At 61.3% G+C, this 21,746-nt stretch carries 21 protein-coding genes; 15 read left to right on the top strand and 6 right to left on the bottom strand.

From position 1 onward, the window contains the following. Positions 1–18 precede the first annotated feature (18 nt). From A462_RS12425 to A462_RS12450, 6 genes are all read left to right on the top strand, one after another. The gene (locus tag A462_RS12425; protein WP_008436372.1) at positions 19–729 is read left to right on the top strand and encodes a FadR/GntR family transcriptional regulator; all 711 of its coding nucleotides are present in this window, start codon (positions 19–21) and stop codon (positions 727–729) included. Between the two features lie 106 nt (positions 730–835). Further along, on the top strand, positions 836–2,029 hold the full coding sequence (gene lhgO, locus A462_RS12430) for an L-2-hydroxyglutarate oxidase (protein ID WP_003215216.1): 1,194 nt from the start codon (positions 836–838) through the stop codon (positions 2,027–2,029). Between the two features lie 58 nt (positions 2,030–2,087). After that, positions 2,088–3,413 (top strand): MFS transporter, encoded by a 1,326-nt coding sequence (locus A462_RS12435; protein ID WP_008436370.1) that lies wholly within the window; start codon positions 2,088–2,090, stop codon positions 3,411–3,413. A gap of 81 nt (positions 3,414–3,494) precedes the next feature. Further along, positions 3,495–4,352, top strand: coding sequence for a CAP domain-containing protein (locus A462_RS12440; RefSeq protein WP_003215212.1), 858 nt, complete (start codon positions 3,495–3,497; stop codon positions 4,350–4,352). Positions 4,353–4,491: 139 nt separating this feature from the next. Next, positions 4,492–4,911, top strand: a complete 420-nt coding sequence (locus A462_RS12445) for an organic hydroperoxide resistance protein (protein WP_008436367.1) — start codon at positions 4,492–4,494, stop codon at positions 4,909–4,911. Between the two features lie 140 nt (positions 4,912–5,051). Beyond that, positions 5,052–6,728, top strand: coding sequence for an ATP-binding protein (locus tag A462_RS12450; RefSeq protein WP_008436365.1), 1,677 nt, complete (start codon positions 5,052–5,054; stop codon positions 6,726–6,728). 3 nt (positions 6,729–6,731) lie between these two features. On the opposite strand, the gene A462_RS12455 is transcribed toward A462_RS12450, so the two are convergent. Further along, positions 6,732–7,859 carry a sensor domain-containing diguanylate cyclase gene (locus tag A462_RS12455; protein ID WP_032899500.1) on the bottom strand — a complete coding sequence of 376 codons (1,128 nt, stop codon included), beginning with the start codon at positions 7,857–7,859 and terminating at the stop codon, positions 6,732–6,734. A gap of 150 nt (positions 7,860–8,009) precedes the next feature. On the opposite strand from A462_RS12455, the gene A462_RS12460 reads away from it, so the two are divergent. The 3 genes from A462_RS12460 (at position 8,010) to A462_RS12470 (ending at position 10,220) form a co-directional block, all read left to right on the top strand. Then, positions 8,010–8,537, top strand: a complete 528-nt coding sequence (locus A462_RS12460; protein ID WP_008436356.1) for a GNAT family N-acetyltransferase — start codon at positions 8,010–8,012, stop codon at positions 8,535–8,537. A 133-nt stretch (positions 8,538–8,670) separates the two neighbouring features. Further along, positions 8,671–9,711, top strand: coding sequence for an alpha/beta fold hydrolase (locus A462_RS12465; RefSeq protein ID WP_008436354.1), 1,041 nt, complete (start codon positions 8,671–8,673; stop codon positions 9,709–9,711). After that, positions 9,711–10,220 (top strand): cytochrome P460 family protein, encoded by a 510-nt coding sequence (locus tag A462_RS12470; protein WP_008436352.1) that lies wholly within the window; start codon positions 9,711–9,713, stop codon positions 10,218–10,220. Before A462_RS12465 ends, A462_RS12470 begins: the two co-directional genes overlap by 1 nt. Here the strand turns inward: A462_RS12470 and A462_RS12475 are convergent. The 4 genes from A462_RS12475 to A462_RS12490 all read right to left on the bottom strand — a co-directional run bounded on the left by A462_RS12475 (position 10,201) and on the right by A462_RS12490 (position 14,734). After that, complete coding sequence (locus A462_RS12475; protein ID WP_008436351.1) at positions 10,201–10,434, bottom strand: TOBE domain-containing protein; 234 nt, start codon at positions 10,432–10,434, stop codon at positions 10,201–10,203. The two genes, A462_RS12470 and A462_RS12475, sit on opposite strands and share 20 nt — an antisense overlap. Positions 10,435–10,598: 164 nt before the next feature. Further along, a complete protein-coding gene (locus A462_RS12480; RefSeq protein ID WP_023658889.1) occupies positions 10,599–12,008 on the bottom strand; it encodes an OprD family outer membrane porin in 1,410 nt (469 codons plus the stop codon). 204 nt (positions 12,009–12,212) lie between these two features. Beyond that, the gene (locus A462_RS12485; protein WP_003215190.1) at positions 12,213–13,622 is read right to left on the bottom strand and encodes an amino acid permease; all 1,410 of its coding nucleotides are present in this window, start codon (positions 13,620–13,622) and stop codon (positions 12,213–12,215) included. Positions 13,623–13,699: 77 nt separating this feature from the next. Further along, positions 13,700–14,734 carry a histone deacetylase family protein gene (locus A462_RS12490; RefSeq protein WP_008436350.1) on the bottom strand — a complete coding sequence of 345 codons (1,035 nt, stop codon included), beginning with the start codon at positions 14,732–14,734 and terminating at the stop codon, positions 13,700–13,702. Between the two features lie 118 nt (positions 14,735–14,852). Here A462_RS12490 and A462_RS12495 point away from each other — a divergent pair, with 118 nt between their 5' ends. From A462_RS12495 to A462_RS12520, 6 genes are all read left to right on the top strand, one after another. After that, on the top strand, positions 14,853–15,353 hold the full coding sequence (locus A462_RS12495; RefSeq protein ID WP_008436349.1) for an Lrp/AsnC family transcriptional regulator: 501 nt from the start codon (positions 14,853–14,855) through the stop codon (positions 15,351–15,353). A gap of 227 nt (positions 15,354–15,580) precedes the next feature. Then, on the top strand, positions 15,581–16,435 hold the full coding sequence (locus A462_RS12500) for a MurR/RpiR family transcriptional regulator (protein ID WP_003215184.1): 855 nt from the start codon (positions 15,581–15,583) through the stop codon (positions 16,433–16,435). A gap of 2 nt (positions 16,436–16,437) precedes the next feature. Beyond that, complete coding sequence (locus A462_RS12505; RefSeq protein ID WP_003215182.1) at positions 16,438–17,082, top strand: isochorismatase family cysteine hydrolase; 645 nt, start codon at positions 16,438–16,440, stop codon at positions 17,080–17,082. Then, the gene (locus A462_RS12510; RefSeq protein WP_008436348.1) at positions 17,079–18,413 is read left to right on the top strand and encodes a glutamine synthetase family protein; all 1,335 of its coding nucleotides are present in this window, start codon (positions 17,079–17,081) and stop codon (positions 18,411–18,413) included. Before A462_RS12505 ends, A462_RS12510 begins: the two co-directional genes overlap by 4 nt. Next, on the top strand, positions 18,397–19,149 hold the full coding sequence (locus tag A462_RS12515; protein ID WP_003215178.1) for an N-formylglutamate amidohydrolase: 753 nt from the start codon (positions 18,397–18,399) through the stop codon (positions 19,147–19,149). The genes A462_RS12510 and A462_RS12515 overlap by 17 nt, the downstream gene beginning before the upstream one ends. Positions 19,150–19,282: 133 nt before the next feature. Further along, positions 19,283–20,626, top strand: coding sequence for an APC family permease (locus A462_RS12520; RefSeq protein ID WP_003215176.1), 1,344 nt, complete (start codon positions 19,283–19,285; stop codon positions 20,624–20,626). Between the two features lie 3 nt (positions 20,627–20,629). On the opposite strand, the gene A462_RS12525 is transcribed toward A462_RS12520, so the two are convergent. Further along, positions 20,630–21,667: an alpha/beta hydrolase family protein gene (locus tag A462_RS12525; protein WP_008436347.1), complete on the bottom strand. Its 1,038-nt coding sequence runs from the start codon at positions 21,665–21,667 to the stop codon at positions 20,630–20,632. Between the last annotated feature and the right edge of the window lie 79 nt (positions 21,668–21,746).

The raw sequence follows: 21,746 nt of genomic DNA, 5'->3' as shown, positions 1-21,746 counted from the left end.
GATTACCAAGGTTTTCCCATGCTTGAGCTCCAGCGCCCTGATTCGCTCGTTATGCGCGTTGTCAGCGCCATTCGTGCAGAAATCGATTCCGGCCAACTGGCGCCCGAAGCGCGCCTGCCCACCGAACAGCAACTGGCTGAACAACTCAATGTCAGCCGTTCGGTGGTGCGCGAAGCGATTGCCCAGCTCAAGGCCGACGGCGTACTGACCGCACGGCGTGGCCTGGGCTCATTTATCTCGCAAACCCCGGCCGGCACCGTGTTCCGCTTCCCGGAAAAAAACGGTCGCCGCCCGGACTTGGCGCAGATGTTCGAAGTGCGCCTGTGGATCGAAACCCAGGCCGCCTCGATTGCCGCCCAACGCCGCGACGCCGCCGACCTGCAGCGCATGAAGACCGCCCTGCAGGAAATGCACGACAAGCGCGCCGACTTCGACGCCGCCGCCCTGGCCGATGTGGAATTCCACCGCGCCATCGCCGAGGCCAGCAAGAACGACTATTTCGTGGCCTTCCATGACTTCCTCAGAAGCCAACTGGCCAGCGCCCGCAAGACCGCCTGGGAAAACTCCGCCACCCGCTTTGTCAGCGGCTCGGCCGATGCCACCCAGGAACACACTGCGCTCTACCAGGCCATCGTCGACGGTGATGCCCAAGGCGCCGCCGCCTGTGCCGAGGCTCACTTGCGCGCCGCAGCAAGGCGCCTGCATCTGGAACTGCCCGCTATCAATTGACCGATCCGAACCCTTTTAAAGCGTGCCGATGGCGCGCTGTTTTTTTAACAAAACCATTAGTCTGACAACCTGATAAGCAGACTGAAATGCGTAGGTACTCAAAATAATGATTTATGACTTTTGCATCATCGGCGGCGGCATCGTCGGTTTGGCCACCGCGATGGAGTTGCTCAAGCGCCAGCCCAACGCCTCGCTGGTGATCCTGGAAAAGGAAAGCCTGTTGGCCAAACACCAGACCGGCCATAACAGCGGCGTGATCCATGCCGGCATCTACTACGCCCCGGGCAGCCTCAAGGCCGACTTGTGCAAACGTGGCGCCGAAGCGACCAAGCAGTTCTGCACCGAGCACGGGATCAAGTTCGAGGTGTGCGGCAAGTTGCTGGTGGCTTCGACTGATCTGGAAGTACAACGGATGGAAGCGCTGTACGCCCGCTCGCAGCTCAACGGCATGAAAGTCGAACGCCTGGACGCCGACCAGTTGCGCCAGCGCGAACCGAACATCGTCGGGCTGGGCGGGCTGTTTCTCGACGCCACCGGCATTGTCGATTACCGCGAAGTCTGCGAAACCATGGCCCGGGTGATTCGTCGCGCCGGCGGGGAAATCTGCCTGGAACGCACCGTCACTGCGATCGTCGAGGACACCGACAAAGTCACCGTCAGCACCCGGGGCGAAAGCTGGCAGGCCAGGCATCTGGTGGTGTGTGCAGGTTTGCAATCGGACCGCCTGGCCGTGATGGCCGGCGTCAAGATCGACCACCAGATCATCCCGTTCCGTGGCGAATACTTCCGCTTGCCGGAATCGAAGAACACCATCGTCAACCACCTGATCTACCCGATTCCCGACCCGGAGCTGCCCTTCCTCGGCGTGCACCTGACCCGCATGATCGACGGCAGCGTCACCGTTGGCCCGAATGCAGTACTCGGCCTGGGTCGCGAGAACTACCGCAAATTCTCGGTGAACTGGCGCGACGTGGCGCAGTACGCGAGCTTCCCGGGTTTCTGGAAAACCATCTGGCAGAACCTCGGTTCGGGCAGCGTCGAGATGAAAAACTCGCTGTTCAAGTCCGGCTACCTGGAGCAGTGCCGCAAGTACTGCCCTTCGCTCAACATCGAAGACCTGCTGCCCTATGAAGCCGGCATCCGCGCCCAGGCCGTGATGCGCGACGGCACCCTGGTGCACGACTTCCTGTTCGCCCAGACCCCGCGAATGCTCCACGTGTGCAATGCGCCCTCACCCGCTGCCACCTCCGCGATTCCCATCGGTTCGATGATCGCCGACCGCATGTTCAAGCCCCACTGACGCACCGCACCACGCCTCACTTTGACAATAAATATAATGACTCATAAGGAAGTACAGAATGACGGCTACAGCCCGCACCCCGGACGTTGAAACCCCCGAGCAAACCAGGAAACGCCTGCGCAAAGTCGCGGCCGCGACGATCTTCGGTTCGATGCTGGAGTGGTATGACTTTTACCTGTACGCCACCATGGCGGCGATTGTGTTCTCGAAGATTTTCTTCGATAACAGCGACCCGAAAGCCGCTACGCTGATGGCGTTTTCCACCTTTGCCATCGGCTTCATCGCGCGCCCGTTCGGCGGCATTCTGTTTGGCTACCTGGGCGACAAGTTCGGGCGTAAACAAGTGCTGGTGCTGACCTTCTGCATGATGGGCGTGTGCACCACGTTGATCGGGCTGATCCCCAGCTACGCCTCCATCGGCATCTGGGCGCCGATCGTGCTGGTGTTTATCCGCATCATCCAGGGCCTGGGGGCCGGTGCCGAACTGTCCGGCGCGGCGGTTACCTCCTACGAGCACGCCTCAGAAGGCAAGCGCGGCAGCCAGGGTGCATGGCCGGCGCTCGGGCTGAACCTGGGCTTGCTGCTGTCTTCGCTGACCGTGTACCTGCTGACCATCAACGGCAATGAATTCCTGCTGGCCGGCGGCTGGCGGATTCCGTTCATTTGCAGCATCGCGCTGGTGGGTGTGGGCCTGTGGGTGCGCAACAGCATCCCGGAAACCCCGGAATTCAAGGAACTGAGCAAGGAAACCGCAAAGGCCAAGGCGTCGCCGCTCAAGGCGCTGTTCAAGAACGACCTCAAGGGCCTGGCCGTGGTGTTCTTCGTGGCGATTGGCTACAACGCGTTGAGCTACATCTTCAAGACCTTTTCCCTGGCTTACCTCACCCAGTTCAAGGGTGTCGATGTGCACGTCACGTCGCTGTCGGTGACCATTGCCAGCCTGATCGCCATCGTCGCCGTGCCATGCTTCGGCTGGTTGTGCGACAAGTGGAGCAGCAAGACCGTGCTGATGCTCGGCGGCCTGCTGTCGCTGCTGTTTGCCTACCCGTTCCTTGCGCTGCTCAATACCGGTGAAAGCCTGATGATCTACGTCGCCATTGGCGTGGGCACCGGCATCCTCGCGCCGATGATGTTTGCGCCGCAGGGTTCGTTCCTGAGCCGCCAGTTCCCGACCCAGACCCGCTCCTCGGGCTTTGGCACCGGGCGGGAAATCGGCACCGCGATCGCAGGTGGCCTGGCGCCATTAGGGGCGTTGTCGATGGTGGCGGCGTCGGCCACTCACTCCACTGATGGCGTTGTGATAATCCTCGCGATCTCGTCCCTGCTGGTGGTGGTGTTCGCCTTGTGCGATCAGGGCCGTAAACACTCGGCATTCAAGAACTGAGGCAAAAAGTTCGGACCAACGGGTGCATGGATGCCCCTTCATCGCGCATCATGGGCACTTTCAAGCTCAAGGGAAACGTCCATGCGCGTTCTGTCATTGATGATGGGTCTTACGACGCTGGCCGCCAGTCTGGTGTTTACCGCCCAGGCGCAGGCGGGTGAAGAAAGCCTGTTGGTCGACTCGATCAATCAATACCGCAGCCAGGTCCAGCGCTGCGGCAACCAGGGTTCCCAGGAATTGCCACCGCTGGCCAGCGACACGCGGCTGGTGTTGCCGGTCAACAGTGTCGGCGACTTGCAGCAGGCGCTGGCGCGAGCGGCGTACCCGATGGTCAACGTCCAGGCCATCAGCCTGTCCGGGCCCAGGAACGCCGAAGCCGCGATGAAAGCCGTGCGCGAAAGTTTTTGCCGGGTGGTGCTCGACCCGCAGTTCATTGATATCGGCGTGAGCAACAGCGGCCAGGACTGGCGCATCGTGCTGGCCCGCCCGCTGCTGACCAGCGGCCTGGGCGAGACCCAGACCGAAGGCAAGAAGGTGCTCGACCTGATCAACACCGCCCGCCAGCAACCACGCCAATGTGGCGCCCAGGCCTTTGCCGCCACCACGCCCCTGAGCTGGAACGAAGCACTCGCCAACGCCGCCGCCGGCCACGCGCGCAACATGGCCAACGGCAACTTCTTCGATCACCTGGACCACGATGGCCGCACCCCGGGTGACCGGGCTGAACTGGCAGGCTACATCGGCCAGCAGATCGGCGAGAACATCGCCGCCGGCATGGACACCCCACGCAAGGTGGTCGACGGCTGGCTGGCCAGCCCCGGGCACTGTGCCAACCTGATGAACCCGCAGTTCCGCGAAATGGGCGCCGCCTACGCCATGGACCCGAAAAGTGATGCCGGCATCTACTGGACCGGTTTGTTTGGAGTGCAGCAGCAATAACGGTTTGTATCCCAACGTATCTTCCCGGCGAGGCGACACACTGCGAGGTGCAGGGCCCCGGCGATGACACATTGCGGATACGCCGGCGCGGTTTCCTGTGCACACCGGCCCACCCCGGGCCACTTGCGAGGAAACCGTCATGTCCCAGAACAGCACCGTGCTCTACACCGGCAGAACCCACACCACCGGCGGGCGTGAAGGCGCGTCCCACAGCGATGACCTGCACCTGGACATCAAGTTGTCGCCGCCCGGCTCCAAGGCGGCCGGCACCAACCCCGAGCAACTGTTTGGTGCCGGCTGGTCCGCCTGCTTTATCGGCGCAATGGGCAAAGCCGCACAAACCCTTCACATCCGCCTGCCCGCCGACACGGCGGTGAGTGCCGAAGTGGACCTGGTGAACAGCCCGGAAGATGGCTATTACCTGCAGGCGCGCCTGCGGGTCAGCCTGCCGGGTATCGAACACTCGGCGGCGCAGGCACTGGTGGACCGTGCCCACCAGACGTGTCCGTATTCCAAGGCCACCCGCGGCAATATCGCGGTAACGATTACGGTGGCCTGAAGGGAGCTCAGCGAAGCATTATCCGGCCGAGACACTAAAGTGCCATCTAGTGGATAATCCCGCTGAACTGGCTGAGTCCCGGGATGTCTGTAGCTTGGCATCCCTACCTCAGCGAACCGTGGCAAGAAGGCGTTCACCGAATGACAAACTGGCTGCAAGGCGGCGGCGAAATGGCCGAACGGGTCCGGCATCACAACTGGGCCAATACGCCATTGGGGCCTTTGGAACACTGGCCGGACGTACTGAAGACCACCGTCGCCCTGTGCCTTGCCTCCAGTTTCCCCCAGGCGATCGTCTGGGGGCCTGCGCTGATCACGCTTTACAACGACGGGTTTATCCCGATTCTCGGCGACAAGCCTGATGCCCTCGGGCGGCCATTCAACGAGATCTGGCAGGAAGCCTGGCCCGAGATCAGTCCGATCGCGGATGCCGCCTTCGCAGGTGAAGCCACCTTTATCGAAAACTTCCCGCTGACGATCGAACGCGGCGGCGCGCCGGAGCAGGCGTACTTCACCTTCTGCTACAGCCCGATCCGCGACGTACAGGGCAAGGTGGTCGGCATGCTCGACACCGTGACCGAAACCACCGCCACCGTGGTTTTGTCCCAGCGCCTGGCCGAGCTGAATGCAAGCCTGGAGCAGCGCGTCACCGAAAGGACCACCCTGCTGACCCAGACCGAAGCCGCCTTGCGTCAATCGCAAAAGCTCGAAGCCATCGGCCAGTTGACCGGTGGCGTGGCCCACGACTTCAACAACCTGCTGACCATCATTCGCTCATCCGTCGACTTCCTGCGGATGCCGAGCCTGTCCGAAGAGCGTCGCCAGCGCTACATGAGCGCGGTCACCGACACGGTGGACCGGGCCGGCAAATTGACCAGCCAGTTGCTCGCATTTGCCCGGCGCCAGCCGCTGAACCCGGAAGTGTTCGATGCAGGCCTGCGGGTGAAAAACATCGGCGAGATGCTCGAGACGGTGACTGGCGCGCGGATTCATGTGCACGTCGAACTGCCCGGGCAGCCGTGCTACATCCGCGCCGACTCCAGCCAGTTTGAAACCGCCCTGATCAACATCGCCCTCAACGCCCGGGACGCGATGAACGGCCAGGGCAGCTTGACCCTGCGATTGGACGCCGATCAAGCACTGCCGAGCATCCGTGGTGACGCCGGTTCACGCCAGGCGTTCATCGCCATTTCACTCACCGACACCGGCAGCGGGATTCCCGGGGAAACGTTCGAGCGCATCTTCGAACCCTTCTTCACCACCAAGGAAGTCGGCAAGGGCACCGGCCTGGGACTGTCCCAGGTGTTCGGCTTCGCCAAGCAATCGGGCGGCAACGTCGATGTGGCCAGCCAGGTCGGCCAGGGCACGGTGTTTACCCTGTACTTGCCGCAAGTGGTACCTGAAGAGAGCTTCCAACGAGACACCCCGGACACCTGCGGGCTGATCACCGAATGCGCCCAGCGCCATATCCTGGTGGTGGAAGACAACCTGGAAGTGGGCCGCTTTGCCAATCAGATCCTCCAGGACCTCGGCTACCAGACCACCTGGGCAACCAATGCCGAACAGGCGCTGGAACTGGCCGGCGCAGACGCGTTGGGGTTCGATGCAGTGTTTTCAGATGTGGTGATGCCCGGCATCACCGGGGTGGCCCTGGCCAGGGAACTGCGACGCCGCCGGCCCGGCCTGCCGGTGGTACTGACCTCGGGCTACAGCGAGGAGCTGGCGGAAAGCGGCTATGAAGGCCTGGTGTTCCTGCCCAAGCCCTACTCGGCCGACCAGGTCTCACAGGTGCTGGCCAAGGCGCTGCTCAAGGGCTGAGGCCTATTCCGCGACGGCCACCTGGTTACGCCCGAGGGCCTTGGCGCGGTACAGCGCCTTGTCTGCGGTGTTCATCAGGCCGTGCAGGTCCTGGTCCACCGCGCGGGCCCAGGCCACGCCGAGGCTGGCGGTCAACCCCTGGACCGGCTCGCTGGTCAGCCCGGCGATGGCCTTGATCAACTGCTCGGCGATGTCCCGCCCGGTCTCCAGCGACGTATCCGGCAGCAGCACCGCAAACTCCTCGCCCCCCAGCCGCCCATACACATCGGCCTGGCGAAACGACGCGCTGATCACCCCGCCGATCTGACGCAGCACCTGGTCCCCGGCCTGGTGCCCGTAGGTGTCATTGATGTCCTTGAAGTGGTCCATGTCCATCATCAGCGCGCACAACGGCTGCTGGTTATGCCGGCACTGTTCGTAGAGCAACTGCGCATGCTCGAAAAACGCCCGGCGGTTCATCAGGCCGGTGAGTTCGTCGGTTTGCGCGGCGCGGGCGGAGATGTTGTGGGCTCGTTCCATTTGCCGGGTCAGGCGAAAGGCTTTTTCCAGGGCATCCGACAGCTTGCGCGTGGCGCCACCGACAAACGAAGAGAACACCAGCACCGCCAGGGCCATGCCGACTTGCATCGACGACGGTTGAAACAGCAGCCACAGGGTGCACGGCAGCAGCACCAGGCCCATGGAGACCAGGGTCATGTAGCGATAGGCCGAATAACACGAGACTGCGCTGACCGACATGCCCACGGTGAACAACATCACCAGGGCCTGGGACAGGCGGTCGTCGGTGGGCATCAGGGCGAATGCGCCGATGCCCCAGACCCCGGCCGACAACATCAGCGTTACCCAGTAGCGCCGCTCCCAGCGCGCGGGGGTGCGTTCACTGTTGGGGCAGCGAAACCAGTCCATGAACATCCACACCCGCAGCAACGACGTCCCCGCCAATACCACCAGCCAGACCAGCATTACCCGGTGATCAAAACGTTCCCAGCACAGCCAGCACAGCATGGCGGCCGCCATATAACTGCCGAACACTGCAGAGAATGACTGGCGAAACAGCTGGTGCAATCGATCTGTTCGTACCTGCTCCTCGATGAAGCAATCCTGGTCCTGCCCACGCCCAAGGCCATTCATTTGGTCCGCCTGATCTTACTGCCGCGACAAAGTGCCATTGTGGCATCCTGCCAGTAGCCCTAACAACTGAATCAAGCGTGCTAGAGCGCCGAAAGCAGGATAAATATAGGTGAACACCTTCTCGCTCGCTCCAAGGATCAGAATCCACCCATGAATACCCACCCGATTACCACCGAACGCCTGATTCTCAGGCCCGCAGCGGCCGACGATGTGGCCAGTGTATTTGCCATTTATGGCGATCCCGAGACCAACCGCTACAACCCGGCGGGCCCCTTGACGGACCTGGGCCAAGCCGAGGCCGCCCTGGCTCGCTGGCTGCTGCACTGGACAGAACATGGTTTCGGCCAATGGGCGATTGCCACACAAGAGGCGCCGGACCGCGTGATCGGCTTTGGTGGCATCACCTTGTACCCCTACAACGACGTTGAGCGGATCAACCTGGGCTACCGCTTTGCGGTCAGCGCCTGGGGCCAGGGCTTTGCAACCGAGATTGCCAGGGCGGCGTTGCAGTTTGCCTTTGTCGAACTGGACCAGCCGCAGGTGTACGGCGTGGTGCGTCCGGCGCATACAGCATCGATCAAGGTGCTGGAGAAAATCGGCATGCAGTACATCGATGAGCTGGACGATGTACCCGGTCAGGCGCCGAGCCTGGTGTATGTGGCCCGGCGGGCCCTCTGACCTTTGTATCGCAGTGTGTCCAAACACCGCTGCGATACAAAACCTTTAACCCACGGGTTTTCTCGAAACAGACGGGATACACAACTACGTTCAACTGTGAGCCAGGCACACCACCCGCCGCCGGAGACTCACCATGCACACACAGTTGAACACCCCACCCCGCCGCCTGATGGGCGCGTCGCTGCTGGCCTTTGCGCTGTTGCAGTTCGGTGCCCTCGGCGTCGCCAGTGCACAGGACGCGCAAGCACCTGCGGCGGCCAGCGCAACTGCCCACAGCGCGCTCGGCCCGTTGAAGCATGTGAAAGCCGGCTTGCTGGATGTGTCCTACGCCGAAGTCGGCCCGGCCGATGGCCCGGTGGTGATACTGCTGCATGGCTGGCCCTACGACATTGACAGCTACTCCGAGGTAGCGCCGCTGCTGGCCGCCCAGGGCTACCGGGTGCTGGTGCCTTACGCCCGCGGCTATGGCGATACCCATTTCCTGTCGGCAAAGACCCTGCGCAACGGCCAGCCGGCCGCCCTCGCCGTCGACCTGATCGACTTCATGGACGCGCTGAAGATCAAGCAGGCCGTGCTCGGCGGCTATGACTGGGGTGCGCGCACCGCCGACATCGTCTCGGCGTTGTGGCCTGAGCGGGTCAAGGCGCTGGTATCGGTCAGCGGCTACCTGATCGGCAACCAGGCCGCCGGCAAGAACCCATTGCCGCCCAAGGCCGAGTTGCAATGGTGGTACCAGTTCTACTTCGCCACCGATCGCGGCGCCGCCGGCTATGCGAAAAACACCCACGACTTTGCCAAGTTGATATGGCAGATCGCCTCGCCAAAATGGGCATTCGACGACGCCACCTTCGACCGCAGCGCCAAAGGCCTGGACAACCCCGACCACGTCGCCGTATCGATCTTCAACTACCGCTGGCGCCTGGGGCTGGTGCAGGGAGAGAAAACATACGCTGCGCTGGAGCAGAAACTCGCCACCGCCCCGTCCATCAACGTGCCCACCATCACCATGGAAGGCGACGCCAACGGCGCGCCGCACCCGGCCGCAGAGGACTATGCCAAACGCTTTACCGGGAAGTACGAATACCGCCTGATCAGCGGCGGCATCGGCCACAACCTGCCGCAGGAAGCACCGCAAGCCTTTGCCAAGGCTGTGATCGATGCGGACCACCTGTGATGAAGCGCCTGCATCTTGCTGCACTCGTCGCTGCAACAGCTGGCGTGGTGGCCACCGCTACCGGGTTCGCCTTTGGCGGCCCGGCCACCAGCGAGCCTTCGCCGATCTACGGCGTGACCATTCCCGACGGCTACCGTCAATGGGAGCTGATCGCGCCGGCCCAGGAAGCCGACCCGCTGAATGAACTGCGAGTGGTGCTGGGCAATAAAGTGGCGCTCAAGGCGTACCGCGACGGCACGCTGCCCTTCCCCGACGGCACCGTGCTGGCGAAACTGGCCTGGAAGCACGTGCAATCGCCCGAGTTCAAGACCGCGTCGATTCCCGGCGCGGCGACCACCGTGCAGTTCATGGTCAAGGACTCGAAGAAATACGCAGCGACCGGAGGCTGGGGCTTTGGACGGTTCATCAATGGCAAGCCGGTGGACCAGGCGCAGCATGAGACGTGCTTTGCCTGCCATCAGGCGCTGGTGAAGAACCACGATTATGTGTTCACCCGGCTGGCGCCTTAGCGCAATAGCCCTTTTCAACAACAAACGCCGTGGCGCTCACGCCCGGCTTCAGGCCCAACTCGGCCACCGCGTCGCGGGTCACGATGGAAAACACCTTCGAACCGCCCGCCAACTGCTCGCCGCCGGGCAGGGTCAACACCACTTCGGCATTGACCGCGCCGTGCTGGACCTGGCTGACCTGGCCTTTGAATACGTTGCGTGCACTGACTTTCATGGAAACGGTTCTTGTCTTGACTTGTAGGTTGGGAATTGCCGCGCATGATTAAACGTTGCCTTGTGTAAAAACAACTGTAGCGCCCTGCTCTGGCTGGAACCCCACGCCAATAAAGAAGGCCGCCCAATGGGCGGCCTTCATCTGGAGCAGTTACCGACGACTGATTAAAACAGCGCGTAGGTGTAGTTGAAGATCAGGCGAGTCTGATCCTGGTCGGCGGTGCCGGTGTTATGGCCGTGGTAGCTGCCGGTACGGAACGTAGTACCGAAGCCTTTCAGCGGGCCTTCCTGCACGACGTAATCAAGACGGAAATCGGTTTCGCGTTCCGACTGATCGCTGCCACCGGCAACCTTGGCCTTGATGTCGCTGCCGTTCAGGTAGGCAATCGAGGCTTTCAGGCCCGGCACCAGGGTTCTGAAGTCATACAGGTACTGACCGAAATTGACCTGCTCGCCCGCACGGGAGAACTGGCCAACCACCGCGTCGGTGAACAGGTAGAAGTCGGAACCGGCCGCGCCTTGGGCGGTTGGATCGGCGATGCTGCCCTGGTTGACCCAGACGAAGCCACCGTCATCACTCACGCCGATATGGCCGAGCATCAACTGGCTGCCGCCCAACTGATAGGTGAAGGCAGCACTGTAGGTTTTGTTGTCGACTTCACCGGCGTGCTTGGCATAGCCGCCGTTGTTGTTGAACGCATAGCCGGCCGAACCGTTTTTGCCGTCGCTGGTGCTGTCGAAATAACGCAGGTCGGTCTTGAACGACTGGTCATTGCCCAACGGCAATACGTGGACCAGGCCGAAATAGTTCTGTTTGTAGAAGTCTTCCAGGTTGGCGTAGTAGTACTGCAACGTCAGGTTTTTAGCGATGACGTTGTCAGAAGAACCAAACGGCTGGTAGTCGACACCACCGAAACGGAAGCTGTCGCTGTCGCGAGTGGCACCGGCCACGCTCAAGCCCGTGGAGTTGCTCGATGCACGACCTTCAGCCTTGTTCAGCTCGCCGCCGGTGAAGGTGACGTTGGGAATGTCCTTGGAAGTCAGGATGCCGCCGTCAAAGGTCTGCGGCGCGGCACGGCTGTCGTTGGACACCAGGATCGGCAGGATCGGCGCCAAACCACCGCCCACGTGCAATTCAGTCTGGGAAATACGGAATTTAACGTTGCCGGCTGCGCGACCGAAGCTGTCAGCAGGCTCGGTGCCGTTGTTCTTCACCGGGAAGAAGCTGTTGCCGTTACCCGACAGGCCATTGCCCGCTGCGTGGCCATCGCCACCGTCCAGACGCAACGCGCCGAAAGCCATCACGTCGAAACCTACGCCGACGGTGCCCTGGGTGTAACCGGATTTATAGTCGAAACGCAGTACTTGAGCCGCTTCCCGCAGATCGTTCGCCGTGCCGGAGTGAACGTCGGCGTTGTAGTACATGGTGCGCGAACTGATCGAAGAATGACTGTCTTCGAGGAAGCCGCTATGGCCGTCACCCGTGCCGAGTGAGCCAAGACCAAAGCCGTCTGCGCTGGCGTGTTGTGCAAGGACAGCCGCCGTGATGGCCAACGCTAATGTAGAGAGTTTCATTTACTGCGCCCCTGTGAACATTATTTTTTTACTGTCCTTCGAGCGAATACCGTTGCGGCCCTGCAAACGCTGCGGATTGTGGCATGGGGCCGATGGCGCAGAATGTGAAATTTTTGTCATGTACCGATGAAAAAACCGTCATGAAAAGGCCGTACAAGCCGGCCTTTTTCGAGGGTTGAATGGCCTGCGGTTGTACGACAACCGCTACTGCGCCGTGCGCTGATCAGGCTGGAGTCGGTGGCGAAAATGCGAGAAATGGTAGGCAACCGCCAGCCACATAAACCATGCAGGCATCACGCAAAGGGCCAGGCGGGTATCTGGGCGAAGTGCCAGCAGGCAAAGTACGAACGCCATGAAGCCAAGTGAAACCCACGCCAACGGCACGCCACCGGGCATTTTGTAGAGGGATTTTTCATGTAGCTCAGGGCACTTTTTCCGATAGGCGATGTAGGACGCCAGGATGGTCGACCAGGTAAAGATCACCAGGATCGCCGAAACAGTGGAGACGATGGTAAAGGCCGTCATCACTTCCGGGACTATAAACAGCAGCAACAAGCCCAGCAGCATCAGGAAGGTGGTAAACGCCAGGCTGATAAACGGCACGCTGTTTTTCGACAGTCGTCGGAATATCCCGGGTGCGTCTCCCAGGTCCGCCAGGCCGAACAACATACGACTCGCCGAAAACACCCCGCTGTTGGCCGAAGAAGCCGCTGAGGTCAGTACCACGAAATTCACAATCCCGGCGGCGGCGGGAAAGCCGGCCACCAGGAACAGCTCGACAAAGGGGCTCTTGCTGGGCGACACCTGCTCCCAGGATGTCACCGCAATGATGCAGGCCAAGGCCAGCACGTAGAACAGGATGATCCGCAGCGGAATCGAGTTGATTGCCTTGGGCAGCGTCTTCTCCGGCGAACGGGTTTCGGCCGCCGCCGTGCCGATCAACTCGGTACCGGCAAACGAGAAGATCGCCATCTGGAACCCGGCAAAGAAGCCGAACACGCCATTGGGAAACGCCGCCTGTTTATCCAGCAAATGATTCAGGGAAGCCGTGACGCCGGTGGGCGACACAAACGAGCTGGCAATCAACACCACGCTCACACTGATCAGGGTCACCACGGCGATGATCTTGATGATCGCAAACCAGAACTCCACCTCGCCGAACAGCCGCACCGTCAGCACATTCAAGGCAAACAGGGTCAGCAGCATTGCAATCGCCGGTATCCAGGCCGGCACGTGCGGGAACCAATACTGGAAAAAGCCCCCGACCACCACCGCATCCCCCACCACCGCCACGCTCCAGCTCAGCCAGTACGACCAGCCAAGAAAAAACGCCGCACGCGGCCCCAGGTAGGCACCGGCAAAGTCGGCGAAGCTCTTGAAGTTCAGGTTGGACAGCAGCAGCTCACCCATGGCGCGCATCACGAAATACACAAACAGCCCGATGATCATGTAGATCAGGATGATCGAGGTGCCGGACAGCGCGATGATCTTGCCCGACCCCATGAACAGGCCGGTGCCGATCGCACCGCCCATGGCCATCAGTTGGATATGGCGGTTGTTGAGGGTGCGTTGCAAAGCGGGCTTTTCAATCAGCCCGGGCACGGTTGTTTTCATCACAAAACCTCTTGTTATGTTTTTGAGTTTTGGCAGAAAAAAGTCAGGCGTTGTTTATTGTTGGAATGGCATCGGGGTCAGGCGTGTTTGTTCTCGAAACCGTGCAGCACGTTGACCGCGTTGATGCCGATTTCATCGACCATGTAGCCGCCTTCCATCACAAACAGCGTGGGCACGCCGACGCTGGCGATGATCTCGCCGATGCCGAGGAAGTCGCGGCTTTCCAGCAGGAAATGACTGATGGGGTCGTCCTTGAAGGTGTCGACGCCGAGGGAAATCACCAGCACTTGCGGCGAGAACTTTCTGAGTTGATTGCAGGCGTCGAGCAACGCTTCTTTGTAGGTGCTCCACCCGGTGTTTTTCGCCAGCGGGTAGTTCAGGTTGAACCCCTCGCCCGCCCCGGCACCGCGCTCGGCACTGAAGCCCGAATAGTAGGGATACGACACAGACGGATCGCCATGCAGCGAGACGAACATCACGTCATTGCGGTTGTAGAAGATGTTCTGCGTGCCGTTGCCGTGGTGGAAATCCACGTCCAGCACCGCGACCCGTTTGGCGCCTTGGGTGATCGCCTGTTGCGCGGCAATGGCTGCGTTATTCAGGTAGCAATAACCGCCCATGTATTCCCGCGCCGCATGGTGGCCCGGTGGCCGGCACAGGGCGAAGGCGCTGTCGTGGCCTTCATCAATCAATGCCAGGCCGGTGAGTGCGATATCGGCGCTGGTCTTCACCGCTTCCCAGGTGGTGCTGGTGATCGGTGAACCGGCATCCATCGCGAAAAACCCGAGCTTGCCGTCGATGAATTCCGGCACCTGCTCATTGGCCAGGTCCCGCACCGGCCACACCAGCGGCAAGGCGTCATGGGCACGGCCAATCGCCGTCCATTCGGCCCAGGCGGTTTCCAGGAAGGACACGTAGCGTTCGCTGTGGGCATTGACGTAACAGGCCCGGTCGAACGTGCGCGGCACGATGATATCGCCCAGCCCAACGTGCTTGACCCGATCACGCACCGTGTCGGCGCGGCTGGGTTGTTCGAAGGACGGCTTGAGCACGCCATCCTTGAGTTCGGTGCCATGGTGCAAACGATGAGAGTCGCTGAAAACAGTCAACATGAAAGACATCCACCCGTGAAAGACAGGTGATTATTTTGTTCTGGCTGCGGTGGGCTTTCTTTGCTTTTACGTGCGCCGATGCTAGCGTAATCGGGAATTTTTACCCCAAAGAGCCGCCATGAAGAAAAATAAAACCAGACAGGTCGCACTTGACGACACCGATCTCGCCATCCTCGCCTTGCTGCAGGAAGACGCGAGTATTTCCAACGCCGAACTCAGCGAGCGCCTGTCATTGAGCCTCACTCCATGCTGGCGACGGCGCAAGCGGCTGGAGGAAGAAGGCGTGATCAAGGACTACCAGGCCAACCTCGATCGCAAGATGCTGGGCCTGGAGATCATGGCGTTTGTGCATGTGCGGTTTGCCGTGCATTCCGACCATACGCCAGAGGACTTTGAGGCCGTGATCAAGGAGCTGCCACAGGTGCAGTCCTGCCACAAGATCACCGGGGATGCGGATTATCTGCTGCAGGTGCTGGCGGAGGATCTGGACGCCTACAGCGATTTTGTGGAGAGCGTGTTGCGGCGGCAGTTGGGGATTGCGTCGATTCAGTCGAGTTTGGCGTTAAGGGAGGTGAAGGCGACAAGTCGGGTGGCCATTCCGGGGCGGGTGGGGAAGTGATCCAATGCAAATACCATTGTGGCGAGGGAGCTTGCTCCCGTTGGACTGCGTAGCGGTCCTTTCTTTGGACGCGCTTAGCACCCCGGCAGGAGCAAGCTCCCTCGCTACAGGTCAAGCCATATCCCTGTAGTGTTTCCAACAAACAGCCGAAATCTGCCTTTACATGTAGCATTTACTACCAATACACTCATTCTCGCCAAGCCGTAGCAAAAACAACAAGGCGAGATATGACCAACCTACGTGACAAACTCACCGACGCCGCACTCAGCCCTACGCCTTCCGAGCGCAAGGTGATCCGTGCCCTCCTCGACCACTATCCACGCAGCGGCCTCGGTTCCATGGCGCGCCTGGCCGAACACGCCGGGGTCAGCGACCCGACCATCATGCGGTTGGTGAAGAAGCTCGGCTTCGGTGGCTATGCCGAATTCCAGGACGCCTTGCTCAGCGAAATGGACCACCGCCTGCGGTCCCCAATCACCCTGCTGCAACCCCGGGCGCACTCGTCCCAGGATGACGCCTGGGCCACTTACCTGCACGACTGCAACCGCGCCCTTCAGGAAACCCAGGCCCTGACCCAACCCGAAGACGTGCGCGTACTCACCGAATGGCTGCTGGATACCAAACACCAGGTGTTCTGCTTCGGCGGCCGGCTCAGCAGTTTTCTCGCGGGCTACCTGGTGAATCACTTGCGCCTGTTGCGTCCGGGCTGTCATTCCCTGGAAGACAACGCCCAGTTACCCGACCGAATCCATGACATCCAGCGCCAGGACCTGGTGCTGCTGTTCGACTACCGCCGCTACCAGACCCAGGCCTTGCGCGTGGCAACCGCCGCCAAGGCGCGGGGCGCGCGGGTGGTGTTGTTCACCGACATTTATGCCTCGCCGCTGCGGGAATTGGCCGACTTGATCATCAGCTCCCCAGTGGAATCGGTGTCGGCCTTTGACACGATGGTGCCCGCCCTCGCGCAGGTAGAAGCCCTGATCGCCACCCTCACACAACACAGCAATGGCCTGGATGCCCGCCTGGAAGGGATCGATGCCCTTCGCACGGAATTCGCCGCTCACCTTTTGGAGGAAAAATAACAATGTTCACGCTCCCCCATCATTCGCCCCGCGATCTTCCGTTCACCGCGGGCAACACCGCCTTGCTGCTGGTGGACATGCAACGTGCCTGGCTCGACCCGGCACTCGACCCGCATTTGCAGGGCCCGCACGCAGCATATTTCCTGGGTCGTGCTCGGGAAACGGTGATCCCCAATCAAGTCCGGCTGTTGAATGCGGTGCGCGAAGCCCGGCAAAACGTGCTGCACACCATCATCGAAAGCCTCACGGCGGATGGCCGCGATCGCTCGCTGGATCACAAGCTGTCGGACATGCATTTGCCCAAGGGCAGCTACCAGGCCGGCGTGATTGACGAGTTGACGCCCATTGAGAATGAAATCGTGCTGCCCAAGACGTCGTCCGGGGTCTTCAACTCCACCAACATCGATTACGTGCTGCGCAATCTGGAAACCCGGCACCTGATCATCGCCGGCATCGTTACCGACCAGTGCGTCGACATGGCCGTGCGTGACGCCGCAGACCGTGGCTATCTGGTGACCCTGATCGAAGATGCCTGCGCCACTTACACCTTCGAACGGCATCACGCGTGCCTCGAGGCGATCAAGGGTTATTGCTGGATCACCGACACCCAAACCGTGATCAACCGTTTGCAGGAGTTGCGCCCGTGAGCCTGATCCAGCCAACGGCAATGACCACTATCGTCACCACCGACCTGATTGGTGTGACTCGCGGACGTTCGTTTCCCACGGACGAGCTTGAGAGTTATCAGCAAGCCGGTGTGGGTTGGGTGCCGGCCAACAGTGCGCTGACGCCTCAGGACCGGGTGGCGGAGAATAATCCCTGGGGCTCCTGCGGCGATTTGCGCCTGATCCCGGACATGAATACCCGCGTGCAGGTGCCCAACGGCCCGGACGCCAATGCGCCGGGCCTGGATTTTATCCACGCCGATATCTGCGAAACCGACGGCCAGCCCTGGGCGGCCTGCCCGCGCACGATGTTGCGCAACGAGATCCAGCGTTATCGCGACGAGCTGGGGCTTGAGGTGACTGCCGCGTTCGAACATGAGTTCAACCTCGGCTACAAGGCCCCTGACAACGCTCACCATGCCTTCTCGCTTTCCGCCCAGCATCACGCCGCGTCTTTCGGCGGCTGGCTGTTGAGCGCGCTGAAGGCGGCCGGCGTCGAACCGGAGATGTTTTTGCCGGAGTATGGCAAGGCGCAATACGAAGTCACCTGCCGTCCCACTCAAGGTGTGGCCGCAGCCGATCGCGCGGTGAATGTGCGGGAGATCACCCGTGAAATCGCGCGCCAGATGGGCCTGGATATCAGCTTCTCGCCCAAGCTCGAAGCCGATGGCGTGAGCAACGGCGTGCACCTGCATATCAGCTTGCAGGATCCAGCCGGAAACGCGGTGATGTACGACGCGCAAAGCAGCAACGGGCTGTCCGAAAAAGGCCGGCAGTGGGCGGCGGGCGTGTTGAAATTCCTGCCCGCGTTATGCGCCTTCAGCGCGCCCACGCCGATTTCCTACCTGCGCTTGAAGCCTCATCACTGGAGTGCGTCCTACGCCAACCTGGGCCAGCGCAATCGCGAAGCGTCACTGCGGATTTGCCCGACCATCACCATCGGCGGCAAGTCCCCGGCCAGGCAATACAACCTGGAGTTCCGCCCGCTGGACGCAACCGCCTCACCGCACCTGAGCATGGCCGCCGTGCTGATTGCCGGCCGCCTGGGCCTCCAGCAAAAGCTCACGCTGGACAGTTCCTCCGATGAAGACCCGGAGTCCATGAGCGATGAACAACGCCAGGCGCGGCATATCCTCGCCCTGCCCGACACCCTAGAAGACGCCCTCGCCAGACTGCGCAACAACCCGCAGTTGCTGGACCAATTGCCGCCACTGCTGATGGATGCCTACTTCGCCCTGAAAGCCGAAGAGCTCAAATCCACCGAGAAACTGACGCCTGCCGAACTCTGTGATCACTATGCCCGCCTTTACTGATTCCCCCGAACACGGCCTGTTCAAGAAACCGGTATACCGGGTCAGCCGGCAAGAGTCCGAGCACCCGGTGATTCTGGTTTGCGAACATGCCAGTTCCTACATCCCCACGGAACTGAACGCCCTGGGCCTGAACGATGAAGCGGCAAAGGAGCATATCGCCTGGGACATCGGTGCGCTGAAACTGGCGGAACGACTCTCGAGGGCCCTGGATGCCACGTTGATCTCGGCCGCCTATTCGCGCTTGCTGATCGACCTCAATCGCCCGCTGGAAGCCCCCGACAGCATTCCGCCACGCAGCGAAATCTACGACGTGCCAGGCAACCGGGAACTTCCTGACATCGTTCGCCAGTATCGCCAGGAGCGCTTGTTCACACCCTTTCACCAGCGCTTGAGCGCCCTGATCGATGCGCGACTGGCGCAAGGTCGCGAAGTGCGCATCGTGGCCGTCCACAGCTTCACCCCGATTTACCACGGCCAACCCCGCCCGCTCGAGGCCGGCGTGTTGTTTGCCGGCGCCGCCGCCTATGCCGAAGGGATTCTGCAAGGGTTGGCCGCCCAGGGCTTGAACGTTGCCGCCAACCAGCCTTACGAAGTGGATGTGCTCGGTGACATGACCGTGCCGTTCCACGGTGATCAGCGCGGCATTGAGGCCGTGCTGCTGGAGGTCAGGAACGACCTGCTGCGAACGCCCCATGCGCTGCAGTCATGGGCGGACTATCTGGCTCCACTGCTGTAGCTGCTGTTGGCTGGACCGGTCTTACAACTATAAAAAAACCGCCTGGGCGTCTTTTAACCTGCCGGGTTCAAGAACATGTTCGGCCGCTTTGGCGGCTGCGCATTCGCCTTACTTCATACGGAAGTACCCCATCATGGCAATTGAAGAGTTTGGCTATAAACAAGAACTGAAGCGCAGCCTGTCCCTTACGGACCTGGTGATCTACGGGATGATCTTCATGATCCCCATCGCGCCCTTTGGCGTGTATGGCTATGTGAACAGCGAAGCGCCCGGCATGGTACCGCTGGCCTATATCGTCGGCATGGTGGCAATGCTGTTTACCGCGTTGAGCTACGGCAGCATGGCGCGGGCGTTCCCGATTGCCGGCTCGGTGTATTCCTACGCCCAGCGCGGGCTGAATCCAGGTGTCGGGTTTATTGCCGGTTGGCTGCTGTTGCTCGATTACCTGCTGATCCCGCCGTTGCTGTATATCTATGCCGCGATTGCGCTGAACCACTTGTACCCCGAGATTCCGAAGACCGCATTTATCCTGGCGTTCCTGGTCAGTGCCACCCTGGTCAACCTGCGCGGTATGACGTTTACCGCGCGCATGAACATCGTGTTCCTGCTGGCGCAACTGGTGGTGCTGGGGATTTTCCTAGTGTGTGCCTGGAAGGCTCTGCACGGGGGTGCCGGCAACGGCCACCTGACGCTGGCGCCGCTGTACAACCCCACAGGATTCAACTTTGGGTTGCTGATGCAGGGCGTTTCAATCGCGGTGCTGTCGTTCCTGGGCTTTGACGCGATTTCCACCCTGGCGGAAGAAACCAGAGGCGATGCCGGGCGCAGTGTGGGCCGGGCCGCGCTGATCAGTTTGCTGGTGATGGGCGCGATTTTCGTGGCGCAAACCTGGCTGGCAACCGACCTTGCGGCAGGCATGGGCTTCACGTCCGCCGACTCGGCTTTTTACGAAATTGCAGCCATTGCCGGCGGCAGCTGGCTGGCTTCGCTGACGGCGATTGCCACGGCGTTGGCGTGGGGTGTGGCGGTGTCCATCACCTCGCAGGCAGCAGTGTCGCGACTGCTGTTCGGCATGGCCCGGGATGGCAAGCTTCCGGGAACCCTGGCCAGGGTCCATCCGAAATACAGCACGCCATACCTGAGCATTTACCTGGTGGGCGTGCTGTCGCTGGTCATCTGCTACTTCTTCATCGACACCGTGGACACCCTCACCTCACTGGTGAATTTCGGCGCCCTGAGCGGCTTCATGATCCTGCACATCACCGTGATCAACTACTACTGGCGGCGCATGCAGTCGCGCAATGTGTGGCGGCACCTGATCACGCCGGTGCTGGGCTTTGTGATCACCTTCGCGATCATGTTCAACATGGGACTGCAGGCACAGAAGCTCGGGATTGCCTGGGTCGTGATCGGGCTGGTCTACCTGTGGTTCCTCAGCCGCAAGGGCGCGAGCCTGGTGCTGTCCAAGGACATCTGACGGCTAGCGCAGTGACTGCTGCAGAAACTCACTGATCAAGCTGAGTACCTGCTGCTGGATCTGCGGCTTGGGACGAGCACCCTTGGCATCCAGGCAAATGAAGCCTTCGCCGGGGTCGCTCTGTTCAATCCGCTCCACCGCGCCCGGCTTGCAGATGGGCAGGAAGCTGAAGTGCGTGGCGTCGCTGATTTCCACGTAGCGCGAAGTCTTCTGCGGCAGGCGCTTGGCCAAGTCGGCCGACTCGAGTGCGGCGGGCAATTCCGGCGATGGCGTGCCCGCCGCAATCACCAACGTTGGGCGGTTCAGCGCCGCGAGGCTGGCATCGCTGAAGCCGCGGGCGAATCCCAGGTCCAGGGAAACAATAGCCGCCACGCGCGGGTCGCTCAAGTCACCGGCCAGTCGCTGCCTCGCCTGCTCGGTGCGACCAACCTCAAGTTGTTCGTAGGCCTTGCAAGGGGCAATTTCCGGATGCAACTTGCAGTCCTCGGTAAAGCGCTGCGTATCAAAGCGGGCACCGCCGACTTCGAGTGCGGTCCAGCCACCGAGGGAGTGCCCGACGACGGCGATCTTGCGCTGGGCCACCGCGCCGAAGCGTTTCGGCTGGGCAATCACGGCATCAATCACCCGATGGATATCCAGGGGCCGTTTCCACAGCTCGGAAGCGGCCGGCTGTGTGCGGTCCTTGCTGGTGGTGCCGGGGTGGTTGGGCGAGGCGACGATGTAACCCTGCCCGGCCAACGCGCTGGCGAGCCAGGACTGGTTGATCCAGTTGCCGAAGATGCCGTGGGAGATCACCACCAACGGATGCTCGCCGGCGGCCGGTGCGGCGTCCTTCAAGGCCGGCGCGCCGACAAACACCGGATTGTCAGCAATCAGTTCTGGTGTGCCGGAAGCATGGGTCGGGTACCACACCGCCACCTGCAACGGCCTGCCGTGCTCCGCGTCGGGAATCACTATTTCCTGGAAGCCGATCCGAACCTCATTGGCCTGGGCCAGACCGGTTACAACCGTCAACAACAGCGCAGCACACAGCGTTTTCATCCTTGAGTTCCCTAAGTGGCTAAGCGCCATATTCTGGCATGGCCGTCATGGGAAAGCAGGTGGGAAATCAATGCGCGTA

This window comes from Pseudomonas sp. Ag1, assembly GCF_000278565.1.
Classification (GTDB): Bacteria; Pseudomonadota; Gammaproteobacteria; order Pseudomonadales; family Pseudomonadaceae; genus Aquipseudomonas.
Note: the sequence above shows the minus strand (reverse complement) of the source record. Positions and strands in the feature narration are given on the sequence as shown.